The organism is Micromonospora sp. NBC_01655, from assembly GCF_026339755.1.
GTDB lineage: Bacteria > Actinomycetota > Actinomycetes > Mycobacteriales > Micromonosporaceae > Micromonospora.
On record NZ_JAPEQF010000001.1, the window covers coordinates 3,179,390 to 3,201,460 of the forward strand.

Annotated in this window: 11 protein-coding genes and 2 pseudogenes; 1 reads left to right on the top strand and 12 read right to left on the bottom strand. The window is 67.3% G+C overall.

What is annotated here, in order from left to right; translation table 11 throughout:
- Position 1 precedes the first annotated feature (1 nt).
- The 11 genes and pseudogenes from OOK41_RS14970 to leuS all read right to left on the bottom strand — a co-directional run bounded on the left by OOK41_RS14970 (position 2) and on the right by leuS (position 21,037).
- The gene (locus tag OOK41_RS14970) at positions 2-1,279 is read right to left on the bottom strand and encodes an MFS transporter (RefSeq protein ID WP_266265476.1); all 1,278 of its coding nucleotides are present in this window, start codon (positions 1,277-1,279) and stop codon (positions 2-4) included.
- Complete coding sequence (locus OOK41_RS14975) at positions 1,279-4,518, bottom strand: amino acid adenylation domain-containing protein (RefSeq protein ID WP_266265479.1); 3,240 nt, start codon at positions 4,516-4,518, stop codon at positions 1,279-1,281. The genes OOK41_RS14970 and OOK41_RS14975 overlap by 1 nt, the downstream gene beginning before the upstream one ends.
- Positions 4,440-6,368: an amino acid adenylation domain-containing protein gene (locus tag OOK41_RS14980; RefSeq protein ID WP_266265481.1), complete on the bottom strand. Its 1,929-nt coding sequence runs from the start codon at positions 6,366-6,368 to the stop codon at positions 4,440-4,442. Before OOK41_RS14980 ends, OOK41_RS14975 begins: the two co-directional genes overlap by 79 nt.
- Positions 6,369-6,386: 18 nt before the next feature.
- The gene (locus OOK41_RS14985; RefSeq protein WP_266265483.1) at positions 6,387-10,991 is read right to left on the bottom strand and encodes a non-ribosomal peptide synthetase; all 4,605 of its coding nucleotides are present in this window, start codon (positions 10,989-10,991) and stop codon (positions 6,387-6,389) included.
- A gap of 18 nt (positions 10,992-11,009) precedes the next feature.
- Positions 11,010-11,873: a hypothetical protein gene (locus OOK41_RS14990; protein ID WP_266265485.1), complete on the bottom strand. Its 864-nt coding sequence runs from the start codon at positions 11,871-11,873 to the stop codon at positions 11,010-11,012.
- A gap of 24 nt (positions 11,874-11,897) precedes the next feature.
- Positions 11,898-12,851, bottom strand: a complete 954-nt coding sequence (locus OOK41_RS14995; RefSeq protein WP_266265486.1) for a fatty acid desaturase — start codon at positions 12,849-12,851, stop codon at positions 11,898-11,900.
- A gap of 8 nt (positions 12,852-12,859) precedes the next feature.
- Positions 12,860-13,975: an amidinotransferase gene (locus tag OOK41_RS15000; RefSeq protein ID WP_266265489.1), complete on the bottom strand. Its 1,116-nt coding sequence runs from the start codon at positions 13,973-13,975 to the stop codon at positions 12,860-12,862.
- Positions 13,965-15,086 (bottom strand): aldo/keto reductase, encoded by a 1,122-nt coding sequence (locus tag OOK41_RS15005; RefSeq protein ID WP_117670148.1) that lies wholly within the window; start codon positions 15,084-15,086, stop codon positions 13,965-13,967. Before OOK41_RS15005 ends, OOK41_RS15000 begins: the two co-directional genes overlap by 11 nt.
- 135 nt (positions 15,087-15,221) lie before the next feature.
- Entirely contained in the window at positions 15,222-17,153 is a 1,932-nt protein-coding gene (locus tag OOK41_RS15010) for an AfsR/SARP family transcriptional regulator (protein WP_266267833.1), read from the bottom strand.
- Between the two features lie 6 nt (positions 17,154-17,159).
- A pseudogene (locus OOK41_RS15015) lies at positions 17,160-17,327 on the bottom strand (helix-turn-helix domain-containing protein); the annotation flags it as partial.
- A gap of 1,154 nt (positions 17,328-18,481) precedes the next feature.
- Positions 18,482-21,037 carry a leucine--tRNA ligase gene (gene leuS / locus OOK41_RS15020; RefSeq protein ID WP_266267834.1) on the bottom strand — a complete coding sequence of 852 codons (2,556 nt, stop codon included), beginning with the start codon at positions 21,035-21,037 and terminating at the stop codon, positions 18,482-18,484.
- Between the two features lie 33 nt (positions 21,038-21,070).
- On the opposite strand from leuS, the pseudogene OOK41_RS15025 reads away from it, so the two are divergent.
- Positions 21,071-21,377, top strand: a pseudogene (locus OOK41_RS15025) (transposase family protein); the annotation flags it as partial.
- A gap of 82 nt (positions 21,378-21,459) precedes the next feature.
- Here OOK41_RS15025 and OOK41_RS15030 read toward each other — a convergent pair.
- A complete protein-coding gene (locus OOK41_RS15030; RefSeq protein WP_266265493.1) occupies positions 21,460-21,948 on the bottom strand; it encodes a transposase in 489 nt (162 codons plus the stop codon).
- Positions 21,949-22,071 lie beyond the last annotated feature (123 nt).

Genomic DNA, 22,071 nt, shown 5'->3' on the forward strand with positions numbered 1-22,071 from the left:
TTCACTGCTTCTCCTGCGGATCCGTTCGTGACCCGCTCGGTGTCGCATCTATTTCCCGCCACACTTTGAAGGGCACGAGGCTGAACGTCGCCACCGCGTAGACGCAGGCGAAGATGAGGAGGGTGCCGGTCAGGCCGGCGTAGGAGATGAGACCGCCTCCGACGATCGGGCCGAGTGGAACCATCGCGAAGGCTGCGGCGGATATCGCGCCCAGCCCCCGGGCACGCATGTTCTCCGGAATCCGGTGGTACTGCGCGGTGCGCAGGATCGGATTGATCATCCCGGCGCAGAACCCGGTCGCCGCGACCACTATGAAGATCAACGGCAGGGCGGGTTCCGCGGCAAGCACGAGACAGCGGGGCAGCCCGACCAGCATGAAGACCACGGTGAAAAGCAGCCTGCGGGGCAGCCGATGGGCCACGGCGCCAAAGGCGATACCACCGGCAACTCCGGCGACCGCCGAGGTGCCGATGAGCAGGCCGACTGCGCCCGCACCCGACAGCACCTCATCGCCATACACCGGTAGCACCACGCTGACGTAGGCCACATCGAGCATGTTCGTCACGGCCAGGAGCAACGCGATCGAGCGCAGCAACCGATCCCGCCACAGGAAGGTAAAACCCTGCAGCAGGCCCGCCAGATAGGATTCCCTGGTCGCGGCGGGTTTGGACCGCGGCGCTCCGGAAACGGCGACGATCAACGCCGCCAGCACGAAGGTTCCCGCGTCCACCAGCAACACGTTGACCGGACCGATCAGCGCTATCAGGACACCGGCAAGCGGAGCACCAGCCATTCGCGCCCCGCGTTCGACCACCTCCAGCACGCTCGACGCCCGTTCGATGCTCATTCCGGACCGTTGCGCCAACGCGGGCAACAATGCCTCGCGTGCGGCGTTGCCCGGTACGTCGAAAGCGGCCCCGAGGAAGACGAGGGCGAGCAGCGTCGGGAACGTCAGCATACCCGCGATGTGCAGGAGCGGGATCAGAGCCACCATCGCCGCGCCGAAGAGGTCGGCGATGACGCTCGCCCGGCGGTAGCCGATTCGGTCGACCAGGACGCCGCCGAATGTCATGGACAGCAGGATCGGCAGGAACGACGCCGCCGCCGCGATGCCCGTCTGCGTGGCACTTCCCGTCGTCTCGAGCACGAACCACGGCACCGCGAGATAGGTCATCGAGTTGCCGGCGAGTGAGACGCCGTGTGCGGTCAGCACCGCGTACAGCGAGTACTGGCTTCGTCCTGCCACACGCGTGCCAGGTGCGCTGGGGGTCGCGTCCATCATGAGTCCTTCGAGAACACGGAAATCGGTAGGTCGGCGCGGTTGTCGTCGCCGTCGCCGTCGAGCACGGAATCGATCAGCCGGTCGACAGTTCGCACGGTCGAATCCGCCCATTCCGGGTCGAACAGCACGCTGTCGTACACGAAGTGCAGATCGATGTCCGAGGGGCGCTGGGTGACGAACAGTGCGATCGGATAGCGCGACCAGGCGTCGGGCGGATCGACCGGGGTGATCGTGAGCCCGGGAATCCCGTCGCCGTCGTCGGGCGCTTCCTGCATGTTGAACAGCGCCTGTGCGAGGTGAACGTCCGAAGTGAACTCCGCCAGGCTGCCGCGCAGACTCTCCAGTGGCGGCTCGGCGTGCGCGAAACCGTCGAGCAGACTGGCCCGGACCCGCGCCAACAGTTCGGGCAACGTCAGATCCGCCGTGACGTCGGCGCGTATCAGCAGTGTGTTCGCCACGAAGCCGATCATGTCCTTGCGCTCGGGACGAGCACGGTTCGCCACCGGCGTCGCGACGTGGAAAGCCTCCTGGCCGAAAGCAAGGAACAACGCGGCCTGGAACACGGCCATCAGCAGCATGGACGGCGTTGCCTGGGAGCGGGCTGCCAGCCGCAGCAAGTTCCGGGTTCGTTGCTCACCCAGCGGTTTCGCGCGGTGCCGTCGGCGCTGATACCGGTCCTCGGTGAAGGGGTACCCGTCCGGCAGCCTGATCAGCGGAACCGCTTCGGCCAACTGGTTGCGCCAGTAGGTGATGTCGGAATCCCAGGTCCCCGCTTCGAGTTGCGCACGCTGCCAGGTGGCGAAGTCCGGGTACTGAAGTGGCACGGGGGTCAGCGGCGACGGCAGCCCGGACGAGAATGCCCGATACAACTCGGTCAACTCTCGGTAGTAGTTCCCCATCGAGTGACCGTCGAACACGATGTGGTGCGCCACCAGGAAGAAGACGTGCTCCTGACGGGACAGGCGGATCAGACCGGTCCGCCACAGTGGTCCGTTCGCGAGATCGAAACCCCGTTGCACCACGGCGTGGATGCGCTCGGTCAACGTGCTTTGCGGCTCGGTACCGAGATCGTCAACGGACAGGGCGGTCGGTGCGGGTGGGTGCAGGCGGACCGTCGGTTCGCCGTCCAGGTCGGGGAACACCGTGCGGAGCGCTTCGTGGCGGCGGACGATCTCCGTGATGGCGTCGGTGAGTGCGGCGATGTCCAGGTCACCACAAATACGGAAGATGCCCGCCACGTTGTAGCAGGCGTTGCCGGGGGCGAGGTGGCGGTCGACGTGCCAGATGTGCGACTGGGACGGCGAAAGCCGTGGACTGCCGTCCGGCGACGGACACACGGGCGTACGGGTGCGGTCGCCGATCGTCCGCCCGACGAACTCGGCCATGGCCGCCACGGTCGGCGCGTCGAACACCGCCCGCAGGGGTATCTCGGTGCCCAGCACGTCGGAGATCCGGGCGGCCAGGCGCATGGCGAGCAGGGAGTGCCCACCGAGGTCGAAGAAGCTGTCGTGGATGCCCACCACGGTCGCGTCCAGCACCTCGGTCCAGACCGTGATCAGGGCATCCTCAAGCGGATCGCTCGCGGCGGTGGGCGCATCGAGCAGCGCGGACCGTTCCGCCGGAGGTTCGGGCAGTGCCTGACGATCGAGCTTGCCGGTTCGGTTGTGAGGCAGGGCGTCCATCGACACGAACGTCGTTGGTATCGAGTGGTCCGGCAGTGCGCTGGCCAAGCTTGCCCGCAGATCGCCGATGGTCGGCTGCGGGGTCGTGTCCGACCAGGCCACGTAGGCCACAAGCGTGGCGTCCCATACCCGGCACGCCGCTTCCCTGACCGCGGGCAGGGCGGACAAGGCGGCCTCGACCTCGCCGAGTTCCACGCGCTGGCCGCGAATCTTGACCTGGTTGTCCGTCCTGCCAAGGAACTCCAGAAATCCGTCCGCACCCACCCGTGCCGTATCGCCCGTGCGGTACATCCGCTCGCCTGGGCGGCCGAAGGGATTCGGCACGAAGCGTTCCGCGGTGATGCCGGGGCGATGCCAGTACCCTTGGGTCAGCCCCGCTCCGCCGATGTACACCTCCCCGGATTGACCGACCGGGACCAGATTCAGCAACCGGTCGAGTAGCTGTACGGACACACCGGTGATCGGCTGCCCGATCGGCACGTCGGTGCCGATCGTCTCCCCGGGTATCTCATACGCGGTGGCCGTCATCGTGCATTCGCTTGGCCCGTACATGTTGACGATCTTCGCGTTCACGAAGACGCGCCGCAACGCGGCGACATCCGCGTGGTGCAGCTTCTCCCCGCTGACCAGGATCACCCGAACCGCTGGAACGGTGGTGTCCAGCCTGTCCGCCTCCCGGACGAGTTCACGCACCAGCGAGGGCACGACCGCGAGGACGGCGGTCACACCGGCGTCCACGATCACCCGCAACGCCGCAGCGGCGTCCCGGCCGCCTTTCGGCGTGATCACGGTGCGGGCACCTACCGTGAGCGGGAAGAACATGTCGCGCAGCGACGCGTCGAACGAGACCGCGGCGAGCTGGACCACCAGGTCGTCAGCGTCGATGTACCGCTCAAGGCACAGATTGTCGAAGTAGTTCAGCACGCAGCCGTGCATGCCTGCGATTCCCTTGGGTGTTCCGCTGGAACCCGAGGTGAAGTAGACGTAGGCGATGTCGTCCGGCTGGACCGACGGCGGGCTACCGATGGCGGGATCGTCCTGCGCGGACAACATGGCAGCGAGGTCGAGCCACGTTGTCACCTCGGGAAGCTCCGCCTGCCGGTGATCGGTCACTCCGAGACGCGGCGGATCGGTCGACAGCATGCGCCGCAACCGATCGAGTGGCTGGTCGGAGTCGAGTGGCACGACAGCCGCTCCCGATTGCCACACCGCCAGTATCGTCGCGACGAGCCAGGGAGAACGATCCAGCTGTACGGCAACGAACGTGCCAGGTCCGGCACCGTGCCGTTGGAGCTGGCGCGTGATGCGGTCCGCGGTTTCACCGAGCCGTTGGTACGTCCACGAAACGCCGTCGAACAGGACGGCGGGTGCGTCGGGCGTACGCGTCGCGCACGCCTTGATCCGGGCGGGTATGCCACCGGTCCACTCACCGACCGAGGCGGCGGCTGGCCCTTCTCCCACAGTGTTTCCTCCGGTCATGTCCGCGCGGCGGTGTCGCTGGACATCGAAACCTCCTGTAGGAGCTGTTCCGCCGTCGCGGTGACCTTCCGCCATGTCGGCTCGTCCTGCGCAAGTACGGAACAGAACTCCCGGATGGTCGGCGCCTCGAATACCTGCGTGACCGCCACTTCCACGCCGAGCACGGCGTTGACCGCGGCGATGAGCCGCATGGCGCCCAGGGAGTTCCCGCCCGATTCGAAGAAGTTCGCCTCGGTGTCGAAAACGGTCACGCCGAGAACGTCCTCCCACAGGCTCACGAGGACTTCCTCGATGGGCGATTCCGGCGTCCTTGGGCCGCTGCGGCTATCCGACCGCGGCGCCGGTTCCGGGAGCGCGGCACGGTCGACCTTGCCACTGGTCGTGAGGGGCAGGGCGACCAGGATGGACACCACATCCGGGACCATGTAGCGCGGCACCTTCTCACGGAGGAACTCCCGCAGGTGATCACCGTCGAGATCCTCCGAACTGGTGGTCACGTAGGCAAAGAGGCGGCGGTCGCCCGCGGGATCGGGACGGGCCACGGCGACGGCGTCCTTCACGTCCGGATGCCCGCGCAGCGCGAACTCCACCTCGCCCAGTTCGACCCGGAAGCCCTGGATCTTGACCTGGAAGTCCTTGCGCCCGAGGAACTCTATGTTTCCGTCGGGCAGGTAGCGGCCGAGGTCTCCGGTTCGGTAGAGGGCGTCGCCGGTGCGAAAGTCGGTGACGAAGCTCGCCGCCGTGCGATCCGGATCACGCCAGTACCCGGCGCTCACTCCGGTGCCGCCAATATGCAGTTCGCCCGCCACACCGATCGGGCAGGGCTTGCGGTCGGGGTCCATGACGTAGAACCTCTGGTTGGCCATCGGTCTTCCGTACGGAATGCTGCGCCAGTCCGGCGCCACCTCACCGATCGGATAGAGAATGGACCAGATGGACCCTTCGGTTGCGCCGCCCGCGCTCACCACCAGTGCGTCCGGGGCCAGCGCACGAATCCGGTCCGGCAGCGGCAGCGGCAGCCAGTCGCCACTCAGCAGCACCAGACGCAGTGCGGGCAGTGCCGCCGCATCGCCGCCTCGGCTTCGTGCCAGTTCCGTCACCATGTCCATCAACGCGGGCACGGAGTTCCAGATGGTCACGCCGTGTCTGCTGATCGTGTCCAGCCAGACCGCCGCGTCCGGCACCGCGGTGTGCGGCGGGAAGACGATGGTCGCCCCGGCACCGAGAGTGCCGAAGATGTCGTAGATGGCCAGATCGAACGTGAAGGAGGACACCGCGATCACCCGGTCGCCAGGACGGACCTCGAACCGGGAATTGATGTCGAGAATGGTGTTCACCGCGCCCCGGTGAGTGATCATCACACCCTTCGGCGCACCGGTCGACCCGGAGGTGTAGATGATGTACGCCAGGTCATCGGGCGCCGTGGCGACAGGTGACACCGGATTGTCGCCCGGCCGTTGTTCGTCGATGCGAACCCGCCGGACGTTCTCCGGCCAGCGCAGGCGTTCGTCCACATCCGCGTGGGTGATCACGCAGCGCGCTTCCGAGTGCTGGAGCAGGTGTGTGATCCGTGCCGCCGGAAAATCCGGATCGATGGGCACGAAGACAGCGCCCGCACGCAGCGTGGCCAGCGCCGCGACCACCTGCTCCCAGCCCTTCCGCAGGACGATGGCGACGATGTCGCCGGGTTCCACCCCGCGTGCGATGAGCGCGTTGGCCAAGGCTTCGGCCTGATCGCCGACCTCGCGGTAGGTCAGCTCCCCGCCGGGGTGAACGATCGCGGGCAGCTCCGGTGCCCGGTCGGCCCACGAGTAGAACAGCGCGTGGAGGGCCGAGTCGCCGTCAGGAAAGTCGACTCGTGTGCTGTTGGCCCGAGCGATCACATCGGAATCGGCCTCGATCGGCGATCCGTCCAGCTCGGCCATGACTGCTCTCCATCCTGATCACATCGGTTCCGCGGAAGAAGGTGCTGGGGTGCCGTGGAAAGCGTTCAGCGGCTTGTTGGGCGCCGCGGCTGCTGCCGTGAGCAAAGTCGTGTAGTGGTCGGCGAGCCGTCGTGCGGTTCCGTGATCGAACAGGTCGGCGGAGTAGGTGATGGCGCCTGCGATCCGGCCGTCGTCGATTCGGACGCCGACGGCGAGGTCGAACTTGGCAGGCTCAGCGCCCAGTGGCATGGGGCTCACCTTCAGGCCAGGCAGCTCAGGAACGCTCGGTCCGCCTTCCGCGGCGGAGAACATCACTTGGAAGAAGGGTGTGCGGCCCGGTTCCCGTCGTGGAGTGAGCCGCTCGACCAACCGCTCGAACGGGACGTCCTGGTTGGCGTACGCGTCCAGCGCCACGTCTCGTGCCCTCCTGACCAGCTCGGTGAAATCCGGATCGCCGGACAGGTCCATTCGCAACACCAGCGTGTTGACGAAGAACCCCACCGTCCGCTCGATCTCCACCCGGTTGCGGCCCGCGACCGGAGTGCCCACGGCCACGTCGGTCGTCCCGCACCACCGTGCCAATACTCCACACCATCCGGCCAGCATCACCATGAACAGCGTTGCCCCGCATTCGCGGGCCACCCCGCGCAGACGTGCGGCCACGACGTCCGGCACGGAGAAATCCACCACGCCGCCCCGGCCGGAATCCGTGATCGGGCGGGGCCGGTCGGCCGGGACTCGTGCCGTCACCAATCCGGCCAGCTGCCCCCGCCAGTACGCCAGCTGCCGTTCGGCGACCCCGCTGTCCAACCAGTCCCGCTGCCAGTAGGCGAAATCCGAGTACCGCACCGACACGTCCGGCAGATCCGGCACCCCGCCGTCAGCCACCACCCCGTACACCCGCGACAACTCATCCCACAGGATCTCCATCGACCAGGCGTCGACCGCCACATGATGCGCCGCGAAGACGAAGACGAAGTCCTCAACGCCTGTACGTACCAGGAGACCCCGCACCAGTGGCCCGGCCCGCAGGTCGAACACGTCGAAAGCGCAGCCGTCGACCAGCCGCGACAGGTCCGCGTCCAGCCGCTCGGGTTCGACTCCGCTCAGGTCGACCACCTCGGTGCGGAAGGAGCCCGGTGGCAAGGTGATCAGCGACGGGTTGTCGTCCCGGCCGTGGATGCGTGAACGGAGGATCTCGTGACGGGTGACGAGATACGACAGAGAGTCGGCGAAAGCCTGCTCGTCGAGCGCTCCGGACAGTCGCAACGCGACGTAACTGTTGTAGTCGCGACGGTTCGGGTCCAGGTTGTAGAGGAACCAGAGTCGCAGCTGCGACGCGGAAAGCCTGGCCTGGACGTCGTCGGGGCGCTTGGGTATCTCCGACTGTGCTTCTCGGCCCGCGCCCTTGACGGCGTCGACGAATCCGGCCAGCACCGGGAACTCGAAGAGTGTTTTCATCGCCAGCTCGATCCGCAGCGTCTGCCGGAGCCTCGACACCACCCTGGCCGCCCGCAGGGAGTGCCCGCCGAGCTCGAAGAAGTCGTCGTCGAGCCCCACCCGGTCGACCTCGAGTTCCCGTTCCCACACGCCGGCGACCAGTTTTCCGATGTCGTCGCGGGGCGGGACGTAGGTCCGCTCGGGCCGGTTGCGCACGACGTCGGGAAGCGCCGCCCGGTCCACCTTGCCGGTCGGCGTCAGCGGGAGACGGTCCAGTGTCGCGAACACGGTGGGAACCATGTGATCGGGCAGGGTCACCCGTAGGTGGGCGCGGAGTTCCGACCAGGCCGCCCGCGATCCTGGCTGCCAGACCACGTATCCGGCCAGTTCGGGATCCCGTTCCTCGCCGCGTACGGCCACCACCGCATGGGCGACAGCGGGATGCGCGGACAATGCGGCTTCGATCTCGCCCAGTTCGACCCGGTGTCCGTGGAGCTGGACCTGGTGGTCCTGCCTGCCGCCGTACATCAGCGATCCGTCTGCTGACCAGGACGCGAGGTCGCCGGTGCGGTACACGCGTGAGCCGGGCGGCCCATAGGGATCCGGCACGAAACGTTCGGCGGTGAGACCTGGCCTGCCGACATAGCCCCGTGCCACACCGAGTCCACCGATGACGAGCTCGCCCTGCACGCTGATGGGCGTCAACTGGCCGTGATCGTCCAGGATCCGCACCGTGGCGCCCCGGATCGGACGGCCGATGGGCACCCGGACGCCAGGTGCGCTGTCCTTCACCGTGTGCATTGTCGTGTAGACGGTGGCCTCGGCCGGGCCATAGACGTTCCACAACGTGTGCACCCGCGGAACCAGCCGCTGGGCGAGATCGCCGGGCAACGTCGCACCACCGGAGGAAATGCGCAGTTCGGCGGAGTTCCACCCGTCGGGGAGCAGCGACGAGGTCGCGGGGGAGGCGTGCGTGACCGTGACCCGGTACCGATCGATCGCCGCCGCGAACTGGTCGCCGTCCGCGGCGACCTCACGGGACAGCACGGCCACCCGCGCGCCACACGTCAACGGAGCCAGCAGCTCCACGATCACCACATCGGACGCCTGGGACGCGATGGCGCCCATGGTGTCACGTGGGGTCAGTTCCAGCCGGTCGCAGACGTCCAGCATCATGCCGGACAGTCCCCGATGGGTGATCATCACGCCCTTGGGCTCACCAGTCGAGCCGGACGTGAAGGCGAGGTACGCCAGGGTGTCCGGATCCGCGGCACGTTGCCCTGCCGTCCGCGCGGAGGGATCGACAGGCCGGTTCGCCGCCGAGTCGAAGTCGATCACGGTCACCGAGGCGGGTGGTCCGTCGGCCCGGACGCCATCCCGTACCACCACGGCCTCGGCTCCGGACAGAGTCACGATGCGTTCTATCCGGTTGACCGGATACGCCGGATCGATCAGGACGAACGCGCCACCAGCCGCCAGGACGGCGATCATCGAGACAATGACCGCGGGCGAACGTTCCATCAGGATGCCCACCACGGACTCCGGCCCGATCCCGTTGTCGCCCAACGACTCGCGCACGGCTTCGACCTGACGATCCAGCTCGCGGTACGTCAGTTCGCCGCCGTCCCAGACCACGGCCACCGACTCACCGTCACGGCGGGCTTGTGCCGCGATGACCTCATGCAGATACGGCAGCGTCTCGGCGGCTTCCGGACCGGTGCCGAGCTGGATCAGGTGGTCGCGCTCGTCGGCCGAGAGAAGACCAAGAGCACTCAACGGTGCTCCGGGTGACGCGGCGGCTGCCGTGAGCAACGTCGTGTAGTGGGCGGCAAGGCGTTGTGCGGTGTCGCGGTCGAACAGGTCCGCGGAGTAGTTGATGGTGCCGATGATCCGGTCGCCGTCGACTCGTACGCCGACGCCGAGGTCGAACTTGGCGGTGTCGACGCCCAGTGGCATCGGGGTCACCGCTATGCCCGGCAATCGCGGAACGTCCGGCTCGCCGTCCTCCACCGAGAACATCACCTGGAAGAAGGGCGTACGGCCCGGTTCGCGTCGACGGACCAACTGTTCCACCAGCCGCTCGAACGGCACATCCTGATGCGCGTACGCACTCACGGCCACGTCGCGCACTCGCCTCACCAGATCGCTGAAACGCGGATCGCCAGCCAGATCTACCCGCAGCACCAACGTGTTGACGAAGAACCCCACCATCCGCTCAAGCTCTACCCGGCTCCGGCCCGCGACCGGAGTGCCCACGGCCACGTCGGTCGTCCCACACCACCGCGTCAACACCCCATACCAGCCGGCCAGCATCACCATGAACAACGTCGCGCCGCAGTCGCGCGCCACACCCCGCAACCGTCGGGCCACCACCTCCGGCAACACAAAATCCACCACGCCGCCCCGACCGGAACCCACCACCGGACGAGACCGATCCCCCGGGATCTCGGTGGTGACCAACCCGGCCAGCCGCTCCCGCCAGTACGCCAACTGTCGCTCTGCGACACCGCTTTCGAGCCACTCCCGTTGCCACGACGCGAAGTCCGAGTATTCCAGCGACACCTCCGGAAGACCCGGGACTTCGCCGCCGGCCGCCGCGCGGTACGCATGGGACAACTCGTCCCACAAGACGCCCATCGACCATCCGTCGACCACGATGTGATGGGCCACGAAGACGAAAGCGAACTCCTCAACACCCACCCGTACCAACAGGCCGCGCACCAACGGTCCGACCCGCAGGTCGAACACACCAAAGGCAGAACCATCGACCAACCGTGACAGTTCTTCGGCACCACCATCGTGCCCAACGAGGTCGCGGTACTCGAAGTCCAGCCAGGAGTCCGTCTTCGTGCTCAGCTCCAGCTCGCCGTCCCGCTCGGTGAATACGGTGCGGAGCACGGCGTGACGCCGGACGACCTCGGTGACCGCGCGTTCCAGCGCCACGGCGTTCACCGGCCCGCGCAGGCAGAACGCGTGGTGCACGTTGTACGCGGAGTGCTCGTCGATCAACTGTTCCGTCAGCCAGAGTCGTTCCTGGGCATAGGAAGCCACCGGGCAGTCCGGGTTCCGCCGTCGCATGGAGTCCTGCTCGGTGGCCCGTAACCGGACGTTGATCAGTCGCTTCAGCTTGGCCGAGCGCTCCAGGTCCCGCGCACCATCGCTGGGCTGTGTCGGGTCAGGCACAATTGCCTCCTCGGTGCATCAGGTCCACCAGATGAGCTCGTTGTCCCCGGTCAGGCCCGTGAAGCAGGTCAGCAGCAGACGCCTGCCGCTCTCCGGAGTCAATCCGCCGAGGACCGCGTGCACGAGATTCCCGTTGATGACACACAGATCCCCGGTTTCGGCAGGGACCACGACGCTGGGAAAGTCGTCAAGCAGTTCGGGCGGATAGGGAAAGCCGCTGTGGGTGAGCCCCAAGCGGTCCCTGCTGGGATCATCAGGCTCAAGGTTCCACAGCTTGATCTGACCTGTTCCCACAGGGACGTACGGGTAGACGTTCACCGCCATTACGCGCCGCACGGTCTGGACCTCGAAACCCGCCTGGAGCGGATCGCTGAGCTGAGCCAGATCGTCGTGCGGCATCAGCAGATAGGCGCCGGTCTTGTTCCAGCACACAGCCTTGGAGTCACCGGCGACGCGGCCGTTGTGCGTGGCCGCCCGGACCCGCTGCACCATGCCCTGTCCGGCGAGACGGTCGCGGAAGCCGGCGACCGGGTTGGTCGCCTTCCGATAGAGATCGGCCACCGCGTCCGCGACCCGCGCGGCCTCGGACAGGTACTCGTCGGTGGTCACTTCGATGTGCGAGGCGCCGACGATGTAGCCTTCCACGCCGTCCTCACCGTCGCCATACCGTGGCGTCCGCATGCCGGAGACCCAGAAGTTCTCGACTATCCGTGCGCAATCCGCGGGACCAACGAAGTTCCGCACCCGGTACGCGGCCAGATCGCCGCGCAGAACGTCGAACACGGCGTCGACGTCCACGTCGCGGACTGTCTCGTGCACCCGAAACCCGTCACGCGGCAGGGCACTGCCCGTGATCCGAGGCACCGTCGCGTTGTAGTCCACGGGTTTCTCCGTTCTCGGTCGCGATCATCGTTGCTCGCCTGCACCGGCGTGGTGCAGCAGCGAGCGGCGGGTATGGAGGAAACCGAGCATCGCGGGCACCGGGCTGACGATGCGTGTTCTGCCGTCAAGCCGGTCGCGGAACCTCTCTCGCACCGCGGGCAACTGTGACCAGTGGGAGTTCGGGCTGAGGTGGTGCTCCTGGTGATACCCGTCGTTGAACGTCAACTTGTTGTACAGGCGGCTGTAGTGGCTCACCGAGTCCGCCGCCCGATCATCGGGGTCCGCCCCGTAGTGCCGGTAGTAGTTCTGCACGTTCACCATCGTCAGCGCCAGGAAGAACGCGGGCAGGTACGACAGCAGAGCCCACTGCCACGAAATGCCCGCGAACAGCACGAGAGACAGACAGTGCGCGGCCCGGTCGGCACGTATCTGGAGCAGTTCCCTGCCACGCCGGGGTTCGCGGCGGGAAGCGAGTGACAGCAGGTCGTCCTCGTTGTCGCCGACTCGCCACAGGCGGTATACATAGGACAGCTCCCGGCCACGGCTCGCCAGGCTGCTCAGCGCGCCCCCGACCGCGTAGCGCAGGAGCGGCGTGTGTTCGCCGTCCTTTCCGTCGCGATAGGTGGACGTGAGGTCTTTCGTCGCGCCGTCCTGTCCGATCTGATCGTTGTTGAAACGGTGGTGGTTGCGTACATGCGTGAGTTGGTACGCCTGCACCGACTGCCCGATGTTGATCGAATTCATCAGCGACACCATCGCGTTCAACCGTGCCGACACGAACCACGGCACATGGGTGAACAAGTGGCTCACCACGATGATGTTGTAGGAGATCAGCACGGCGATGCCCGCCGTCGAGACGACTTTCCACGGGAGAGACGCGTCGTCCCACGCGGTGGCCAGCCACAGCATGACAACCAACTGCGCCACGCTGAACCCGAGCAGTAACGCGTCCTTCGGCGCGTTTTTCCACACCCGCACGTGGCCTCCTAGAAGTACGATCGCAGAGCGCCCCGGCGGCGCACGTCCAACGTGGCACAGTGGAATGAGCCGCCAAAGCTGTTGAAATTGCGAAAGTTGCACGGAATCGGCGTGAAGCCAAAGTTCTTCAGCAGCGAGATCATCGGTTCGTCCTGGCGCTCGACGACCACCCGTTCCTCGTCCAGCATCAGGATGTTCATGTTGATCCACTTGCTGGTCATGTACAACGGGTGCGAGTCCGGGATGATCGGCTTCGGCGCGTGGATGACGTCCCAGCCCTTGAACAGGTCCGGCACCCGCCGGACCCGCTCCGGATTGATCAGCACCTTGCCGGGTGCCATGGGGACCAGCGTCGCGTCGATGTGCATCGGATGAGCGTCGTCGAACTCGAAGACATGGATCCGGTAGTCGTCACCGAGGTGCCTGCTCAGCCATTCGATACCGAACGCGTTGGTGACATTGCTCATCTGGGCGATGATGTCGCGCCCGCACCGCGTGAAGTCGGCCGCGTCGAAGGTCGGCTCGAACTCGGTCACCACCAGCCGCCGTGGCCCGTCCTCGCCCGGATCGGCCCAGGTGGAGTCGTACTGCTCGTCCTTCAGCTCCGGCTTCGGACCCGCGCTCCACCTCGCACCGCCCCGGAAGTACTCCTTGAGCAGTGGCCGGTAGGCGAGGGTCTCGAAATAGCGGGAGCGCCACGCGGTCGGGCATTCGATGATCTCGTCGCCGACCACCAGCAGGACGTCGCGCGGCATTGCCGCGTACATGCCTGTGCTGGACCAGTCGAGGGTGCGATACGGGACGTTCTGGGGAATGGGCTCCGGCCGCCGGACTGTCACCCCTTCGCTTTCCAGGATGTGCACGAACTCGTCGAGCTCCTGGTTGGCCGCCGCGACCGCCTCCGGTGGAAACGGCTTGCCCGCGTCGCGCCGGAAGGTGTCGTGCTGATCGGCAGGCAACACCGGTGGAAGCGCGGCGTGCCAAGGCGGGAAGTGCGCCTCGTCGACAATTCCGACGATCACCTCTTCCAGTGGATCCCACTCCGTGTGGCACCACACCGGACTTGTCCGCCGGTTCTCGACGACCGGACGTGATCCACCGGTTTCCACTACTTCAACTGTCATGCTGTGTTCCCTCAACGGTCTCTTCCGTTCCGGCGGCCCTCCGGCTCGTGCGGTGCGGTGCGAAGGTCTGCCGGTCTCCGGACCACGCCGACCGCGACGCCACGGCTTCCAGGCGTGCCAGATCCGTGTCCGACAACGACAGCGCCGCCGCCCTGACGTTCTCGGCGACCCGATTCCGGCTGCGGGTACCGGGAATCGGCACGATGTCATCGCCTTGAGCCAGCAGCCAGGCGAGCGCGAGTTGCGCAGGCGTGACGCCGGACTCCGCCGCGAGCTCACGCATGTCCGCGAGGGCGGCGCGGTTGCGCTCCAGGTGCTCACCATGCAGGCGCGGGTCCAGATGACGGTCGTCCCCGGCCGTCAGATCCGCCGCCCGCAGGTCGTTGCCGGTCAGGAAGCCCCGGCCGAGCGGGCTGTACGGGACGAGCCCGATGCCGAGTTCGCGTGCGGCGGGCACCACGTCGTCCTCGGGGTCGCGCCACCACAGGGACCATTCGTACTGCAACGCGGCGATCGGGTGAGTGGCAGCGGCGCGCTTGAGGTCCTCCGGCCCGATCTCCGAGACCCCGAGATACCGCACCTTTCCTTTGCTGACCAGTTCACCCATCGCACCGACGGTCTCCTCGATCGGCACGTCGGGATCCACCCGGTGCAGGTAGTACAAGTCGATGTGCTCGACGTTCAACCTGGACAGCGACGCCTCGCAGAACCGGGCGACGTCCTCCGGCCGCGCCGAGACCCGTGCCGGACCGTCCCGCTCCTCCCGCAGGATGCCGAACTTCGTCGCCAGCACCACCTCGTCCCGCCGGCCGGCGATGGCCTGGCCGACGAGGCGTTCGTTGTCACCGGCGCCGTAGCTCATGGACGTGTCGATCAACGTCACGCCGAGATCGAGCGCATGCCGGACGGTGGCAAGAGATTCGTTGTCGTCGGCTGGTCCGTAGTCCTGCGACATGCCCATGCACCCGAGGCCGACGGGGAAGACGGCGAGCCCCGATCCGCCAAGCGGACGTGCGGGTGCGGGACTGGAGTTGACGTCCACATGGCCTCCACGGCGTAGGTCGCTGGCGGTGGAGATTTCCACCGCGGTGATCGAACTGACGCGTTTCATGATCGTGTGCGTGCGTGGCCGAACGCGGACATAACCGCGATCACCCGTACCGGCCAACAGCGCTGGTCAAGCCCATCGGCGCGGCCGGTAGGCGGGTCGACTACGGGAGTTGCCGCCACGTTCGACGCGCGGCCGTCACGCCCGTAGCCGAGCGCCATCGGCCAACTCGGCGGCGTACGCGTGCAGCAGGGTGTGCATGCTGTACCGCCGAGGCAGGACTTCCGTGATCAGGTGAGCACGGACGAGTTCGTCCAGCGACCGGCGGACGTGATCCGTGGACCCACCGGCGACCGCGGCCACGGCAGGAAGGTCGATCTCCGTCTGTGAACGCGCTCCCAGCTCGACGAACAACCGCGCCGCTCCCGAACTGAGATTGCGGTAGGACCAGGAGAACACCGTTCGCAGATCGGTCGACGCGTCGCCGTCGTGCAGTGCGTCCAGGATCCGTCCATCCGCCAGTTCACCGGCCAGCGCGGCCAAGGGATGCGTGGGGTTGATGGCGGCCTTGGCACCGACCACGGCCAGCGCGAGCGGCAGCTGAGCGCACCGGGCGATCAGTTGGTCCGTCGCCTGCGGCTCGGCCGCCAGCCGGTCGGCTCCCAGCCGCGTGCTCAACAACGCCCGCGCCTCGGTTGTGGTCAGCAGGTCGAGTTTCAGCGGATGAGTGGCTTCCGTGGCGACGAGCCCGAGCAGCGGATCACGGCTCGTCACCACGATGTGACACCCCGGAGAGCCGGGCAGGAGCGGACGGACCTGGTCGGCGTCACGGGCGTTGTCGAGCACCACGAGCACCCGTTTGCCCGCCAGCAGACTGCGGTACGCGCTGGCCCGGTCGGCGAGTCCGGCGGGAACACGCTCGGGCCTGCCCCCGAGCGCCTCGATGAAGCCAGGCAGGACCTCGCTCGGCGGCACCGGCTCCGCCTCCGGACCGAACCCACCGAGGTTCGCGTACAGATGCCCGTCAGGGAACTGCTCCACGACGCGCCGGGCCCAATGCACCGCGAGTGCGCTCTTGCCCACGCCTGCCGTGCCGGAGATGGCCACACTCGTTATCGCGGTCGAGTGCTGGTCGTCGGTAAGGATGGCATCGAGCCGCGCGATGGACTCGGCGCGGCCGACGAAACCGCGCGGTGCGGTCGGCAACTGAGTCGGCACAGGCCGTGCGGTGAAGGCCGTCTGCCTGGAAGGCGCCGAGGGCAAGTATGGCAAGTTGCTCACACCATCGAGTTCGCCACGCAGGATCGACTGGTGCAGGTCACGCAAGTCAGGACTGGGGTCCAGCCCCAGCTCACCGGCCAGCCGGTCACGTAGCCCGATGAACACGTGCAGCGCCGCGGCTTGCTGTCCGCTCCCGGCGAGGGCGACCATCAGCCGGGCGTGCGCCGGCTCGTGCAACGGGTTGGCCTCGATGAGCCGGTACAGCACCGGTAGCACGTCATCGTGGCGGTTCAGAGCGCTTGCCGTGGCAGCGTACTCGAGGATGGCCATTTCCTGGTGCCTGTTCAGCGCCGCAACCGCGGACTGGACCTGCAGCATCGGCAGGTCCTCCAGCGTCTGGCCGCGCCACAAGCCGATCGCCTGCTGGTACACGGTGAACGCCTCTTCCAGCCGCCCGGCGTCCCGGTCACGGCGGGCACGGGACACCAGACGCTCGAACGCAAGGTGGTCGAGCTGGCTGTGATCGGCTGTGAGCATGTACCCGCCGCCCGCCGAAACCAGCACGTCACTGGTTCGCGCCGGTGACTGGGTGGACTGCAGCTTGCGCCGCAGACGGGACACCTGGGACCGCACGAGCTCGCCCGCCTTCGGCGGGGGCCTGCGCCCGTACACCTGCTCGACCAGCGCCTCGATGCTGACCGGCACGCGTGGCGAAAGGGCGAGCATGCCAAGCAGGATGCGCCGGGGTTCCGAACCGAAAGTCACCGACATGCCGTCGACCCGGACGGACAGGATTCCCAGCACCCTGATCTGCAAATCTCTGGCCAGCAGCGGATAGTCCTGGCCGACCTGGATCAGGTCACGCGCCTCAGCGGGCGACAACCCTAGCACGGACGCGATGCTGTACAATGTGTTTGCCCTCGGTCGGCTGACCCGGTGCTGCTCGAGATCACGCAGTCCACCCAGGCTGATGTTGGCTTTCGAAGCGAGCTGCTGCTGCGTCAAACCGGCGCGAAGTCGAAGTGCCTGGATCCGTTGGCCGACTGACTCGGTGTTCGTCAGACCTCGTTCAACCATTTTCATGTGCCACCGTCTCTCTCAAAGGTGGGTAAAATCGGGTCCACCGCTTAAACGGCACATTCCCAGCCGTGCTGGCCATTCGTCTCGCGGCGGGCATGGGTAGCGGCGCCGGACGAGCCACGGTGATGGAGCCGATCTGGAATACGGACAGTGAGGTTTTTCCAACTAGTTGTGCAGGTGGAGGAGGCTCGGGGACCCTGATGTGGGGCTGAGGTGAGGCTCCCGGTAAGACAAGCAATCGACCAAGAAGGGTGCCCCCGCCGGGAGGCTCGTTGCTGTCTTACCCGTCCTTGATCGCGCTGTCCACCCGGGCGCTGAACCACCTCGCCGACTTGATCCACACCCACCCCAGCAGCAGCGATCCCACTGGCGCAAGTGGAACCAGGCCGTCACGCCATGCTCGCTCTGGCTGCGGTTCCCCGCGTAGCGTGGCGGCCAGGACCTGAGGGATAGAGGTTCATGGCTGAAACGAGACGGCAGTTCGATCCGGATTTCCGCGTTGGTGCGGTGCGGTGCGGATCGTGGGGGAGACCGGCAAGTCGATCGCGCAGACAGCTCGTGACCTGGGGATCAACGACGGCACACTCGCGAACGGGGTGAAGAGAAGCCGCCTGGCCCGAGGGGAAGCCGCAGCCGCTGGTGGGGTGTCCGAAGACGAGCGGACGGAGTTGACGCGGTTGCGGGCGGAGAACGCCGAGCTGGCGCTGGGGCGTGCTGTCCTCACACGATCCGTGGTCCTGCGGGAGCACGACGTGCCTCACGCGGCGGCCTGCCGGAGCGCTCGGTGCGTCCGTGTTCTGGTTCGACAAGTAGGGGGGCCGGCCACCCGCACCGCGGCAGGAGCGTCGGGTCCGGCTGGCCGACGCGGTGCGGAAGGTGTTCGGCCGATGACTGTCACCCGCTACGGAGCAGGGGGCAAGCCCACCTGCCTCCCACTCCATCACGGCGGTCGGCCTGGCCGCTTACCCACAGGCAGCAACGGCTCCAGCGCCGCCCACTGCACATCGGTCAGGTCGAACCGCCCCGTCACCGCTAGGGTGGCCACGAGGCCTCCGGCTTCAGGTTCTGCTTGGTCGCTGAACCATCTACCGGAGACCTCACCCATTTCCGTCAGGGCAGCTCAGGTGCCCACGCTGACGTCGACACCGGCCCCTAGGTCAGCCGCGGGTGACGACGTTCGTGATCCGTGGCGCCCGGACGATGACCTTGGTGATCGGCGCCTCCCCGATGGCCCGGCGTACGTGCGGCGAGGCCAGGGCGAGTTCGCGCAGCTCGTCCTCTGAGATGGCGGTGGACACCTCGGCCGTGTCCCGCACCTTGCCGTCCACCTGGAAGACGCAGGTCGTCGTCTGCTGCGTCAGCAGGTCGGGATCGGCCTGCGGCCAGGACGTGGTGGCGACCGAGGGCTCGTGGCCCAGCCGCTGCCAGCCCTCCTCGGCCGTGAACGGTGCGAAGCACGACAGCATCCGCACCAGCGCCTCCGCGCTCTGCCGCACGACGGGGTCGGCAGGGCCGGGCGTGGTGTCGATCGCCTTGCGCAGCAGGTTCGTCAGCTCCATCAACCGGGCGATGGCGACGTTGAGGCGTCGATGGTCCATGGCGTCGGTCGCCGCTGCGACCAGCCGGTGTGCGGCGCGGCGCAGTTCCTGGTCGCCGGGGCCGCCGGCGGGCACCGTGGCGACGTCGTCGGCCAGCCGCAGCACGCGGCGGAGCCACTTGACTGATCCGGTCAGCGAGACGTCGGCCCAGTCGATGTCGTCCTCCGGGGGGCCGGCGAACAGCATCGTGACGCGAACGGCGTCGGGCCCGTGTTGCGCGATCTGCTCCTGCAGCACGACCAGGTTGCCCAGAGTCTTGCTCATGGCCTTGCCATTCATGATCACCTGGCCCTGGCTGATCAGCTTGGCGAACGGCTCGACGAACGGCACCAGGCCGAGGTCGTACAGGGCCTTGGTCATGAAGCGGGCGTACATCAGGTGGCCGGTCGCGTGCTCCTTGCCGCCGATGTACTCGGCGACGGGCAGCCATCGGGCCACTCCGGCCGGGTCGAACGGGCCGTCGGTGTAGTCGGGGTTCGGGTAGCGCAGGAAATACCACGACGAGTCCACGAACGTGTCCATCGTGTCGGTGTCCCGGGCGGCTGGCCCGCCGCATTGCGGGCACGGCACGCGTACCCAGTCCTCGGCGCTCTGCAACGGCGACCGTCCGCCGTCGGGGCGCAGCTGGTAGCCCTCGGTGGGCAACTCCAAGGGGAGGTCCTGATCCGGCACCGGCACGAGGCCGCAGTCGGGGCAGTGGATGATCGGGATCGGCGTGCCCCAGTACCGCTGGCGCGAGAGCAGCCAGTCGCGCAGCCGATAGGTGACGGCGGACGTGCCGGCGCCCGCCTCCTCTAGCGCGGCGATGACGGCCGCTGCGCCGTCAGCGACCGTCGACCCGTCGAATCGGCCGGAGTTGACCAGCAAGCCCGGTCCCTCCGCGGCCACACCGGTCTCGGCCGGGTCCGCCGCGCCGGTCTCGATGACTACGCGCACCGGCAGGCCGAGCGCGCGGGCGAAGTCGAGATCGCGCTGATCGTGTGCGGGCACCGCCATGATGGCGCCCGTACCATATTCGGCGAGCACGTAGTCGGCCGCGTAGACCGGGATGCGCTCCCCGTTGATCGGGTTGACGGCGTGCCGGCCGAGGAAGACGCCAGTCTTCGGCCGGTCGGTAGCCAGTCGTTCGATCTCGGTTGCCGTCGCGGTCTGCGCGCGGTAGCGCTCGAACTCGTCGCGCTGCTCCGGCGAGCACAGTTCCTCAGCGAGCGCCGAGTCCACGGCGACCACGAAGAACGTCGCGCCGAACAGGGTGTCGGGGCGCGTGGTGAAGACGCGGACCGGCTCGGTCCGGGAGCCGACCGCGAAGTCGATGTGGGCGCCCACCGACCGGCCGATCCAGTTGCGCTGCATCGCGAGGATCTCGGCCGGCCAGGACCCTTCGAGCAGGGCCATGTCGTCGAGCATGCGCTGCGCGTACGCGCTGGTGCGGAAGAACCACTGGGTCAGGGCCCGCTGCACGACGTCGGCGCCGCAGCGCTCGCACCGCCCGCCGATGACCTGCTCGTTGGCGAGCACGGTGAGGTCATTGGGGCACCAGTTGACCGCCGCCTCCTTACGGAAGGCGAGGCCGGCCTCGAACATGCGGATGAACAGCCACTGGTTCCACCGGTAGTAGGACGGATCCGAGGTGTGCAGGCGGGTGCGCCAGTCGAACGAGATGCCCAGTCGCCGGAACGACTCGGCCTGCACAACGATGTTGGAATAGGTCCATCCGCGGGGGTCGAGTGAGCGCTTGAAGGCGGCGTTCTCGGCGGGCAGGCCGAGGGAGTCCCAGCCGATCGGGTTGAGGACGTTGAAGCCGCTCATCCGCAGGTAGCGGGCAATTGCATCGCTGATGGAGTACACCTCGGCGTGGCCCATGTGCAGGTCGCCGGAAGGATAGGGGAACATGCTGACGACATAAGAGCGCGGTCGGGTGTCATCGCCCCCGACAAGACCGTCCGCCTCGAAAGAGTGCAATTCGTCCCAGACCGACAGCCACTTCTCCGCCATCATGTCGTGGTTGGGCGACTCGTTCGGGGAATCGGCCACATTCATCTCTCGCGCTCCATCCGGCATTGACTCCACAATTCGGGAAAGTATGCCACAGTGAGTCCTTTTCACCGTGATCATGCTGGTCACGGCGGGTGTGAGTAACCCGGATGCATTCGCGGCCATCGTCGGCAGCGTCGATCCCGGTGGCGGCGCCCGGGCCCCGGCCGGCAGTCCCTGCGCACCCTGGCCCACCTGCGCACCGGCGACACCTACGCCCGCCTCGCGGCCGGGCCCGGCAACGGCGTCGCCACTGCCTGGCGCTACGTCCACGGGGCTGTCGACCTGCTCGCCGTGGCCGTCGACGACCTGGCTGCCGCGATGGACCGCATCCGCAAGCTCGCGTACGCGAGCTGCGACGGCACGCTGATCTCGATCGACCGGGTTGCCCGACCAGAAGCCCCACTACTCGGGGAAACACTCGCCAAGCTGCGTTGCTGCTCCCGCCGCGCGGCCACGATCGTGCAGGCCGTCCTCGACCTACACCACGTCGAGAACAGCCGCTACTCAGGATGGAAAATGGCTGACTGGAGTCGATTTCCGCGCACCCGCTGTTGTGCCGTGCTCCGTGGCAGGGTCATTGCGTTCTGGCATTGCTGTTGGTGGCGGCGGTGATGATGCCGTGGGGGGCCGCGGATTGCGCGTCGGGTGGCGCGGGCGATGTTGGTTTCCCCGCCGATCTGGTGGTAGCCGATCGCGGTGTTACGCAGGGTGGCCATGACAGCGGGCCCCGTTGCCGGTCCGGGCTCGATGCGAATCTTCACGGAACGGCGGTGGATGGTCAGCTCGGTCTCCAGCTCGGCGACACGCCGCCGAGCGGCCATCAACTCCCCTTGGTCGTGCGAGGTGACACCCGGCATCTGGGCGGTGTCGATCAGCTCCTGGCGGCGCCAGTTGTAGATCGTCTGATCACTGATCTCCAGGTCCCGGACCAGCTCAGCGACCGACCGGCCAGCCTTGAGCCAGTCTCCACAAGATCCGGGGCGGTCCACACCAGGCGTCCGCGCAAGGGCCGATCAATCGTGACGCACCCTCGCCGAGGGCTGGCCAGCCAAGTGTTGACATCGGAGAGAAGGATGCTCCAGAGTTACTGGACTAGCCCAGTATTCTGTGCG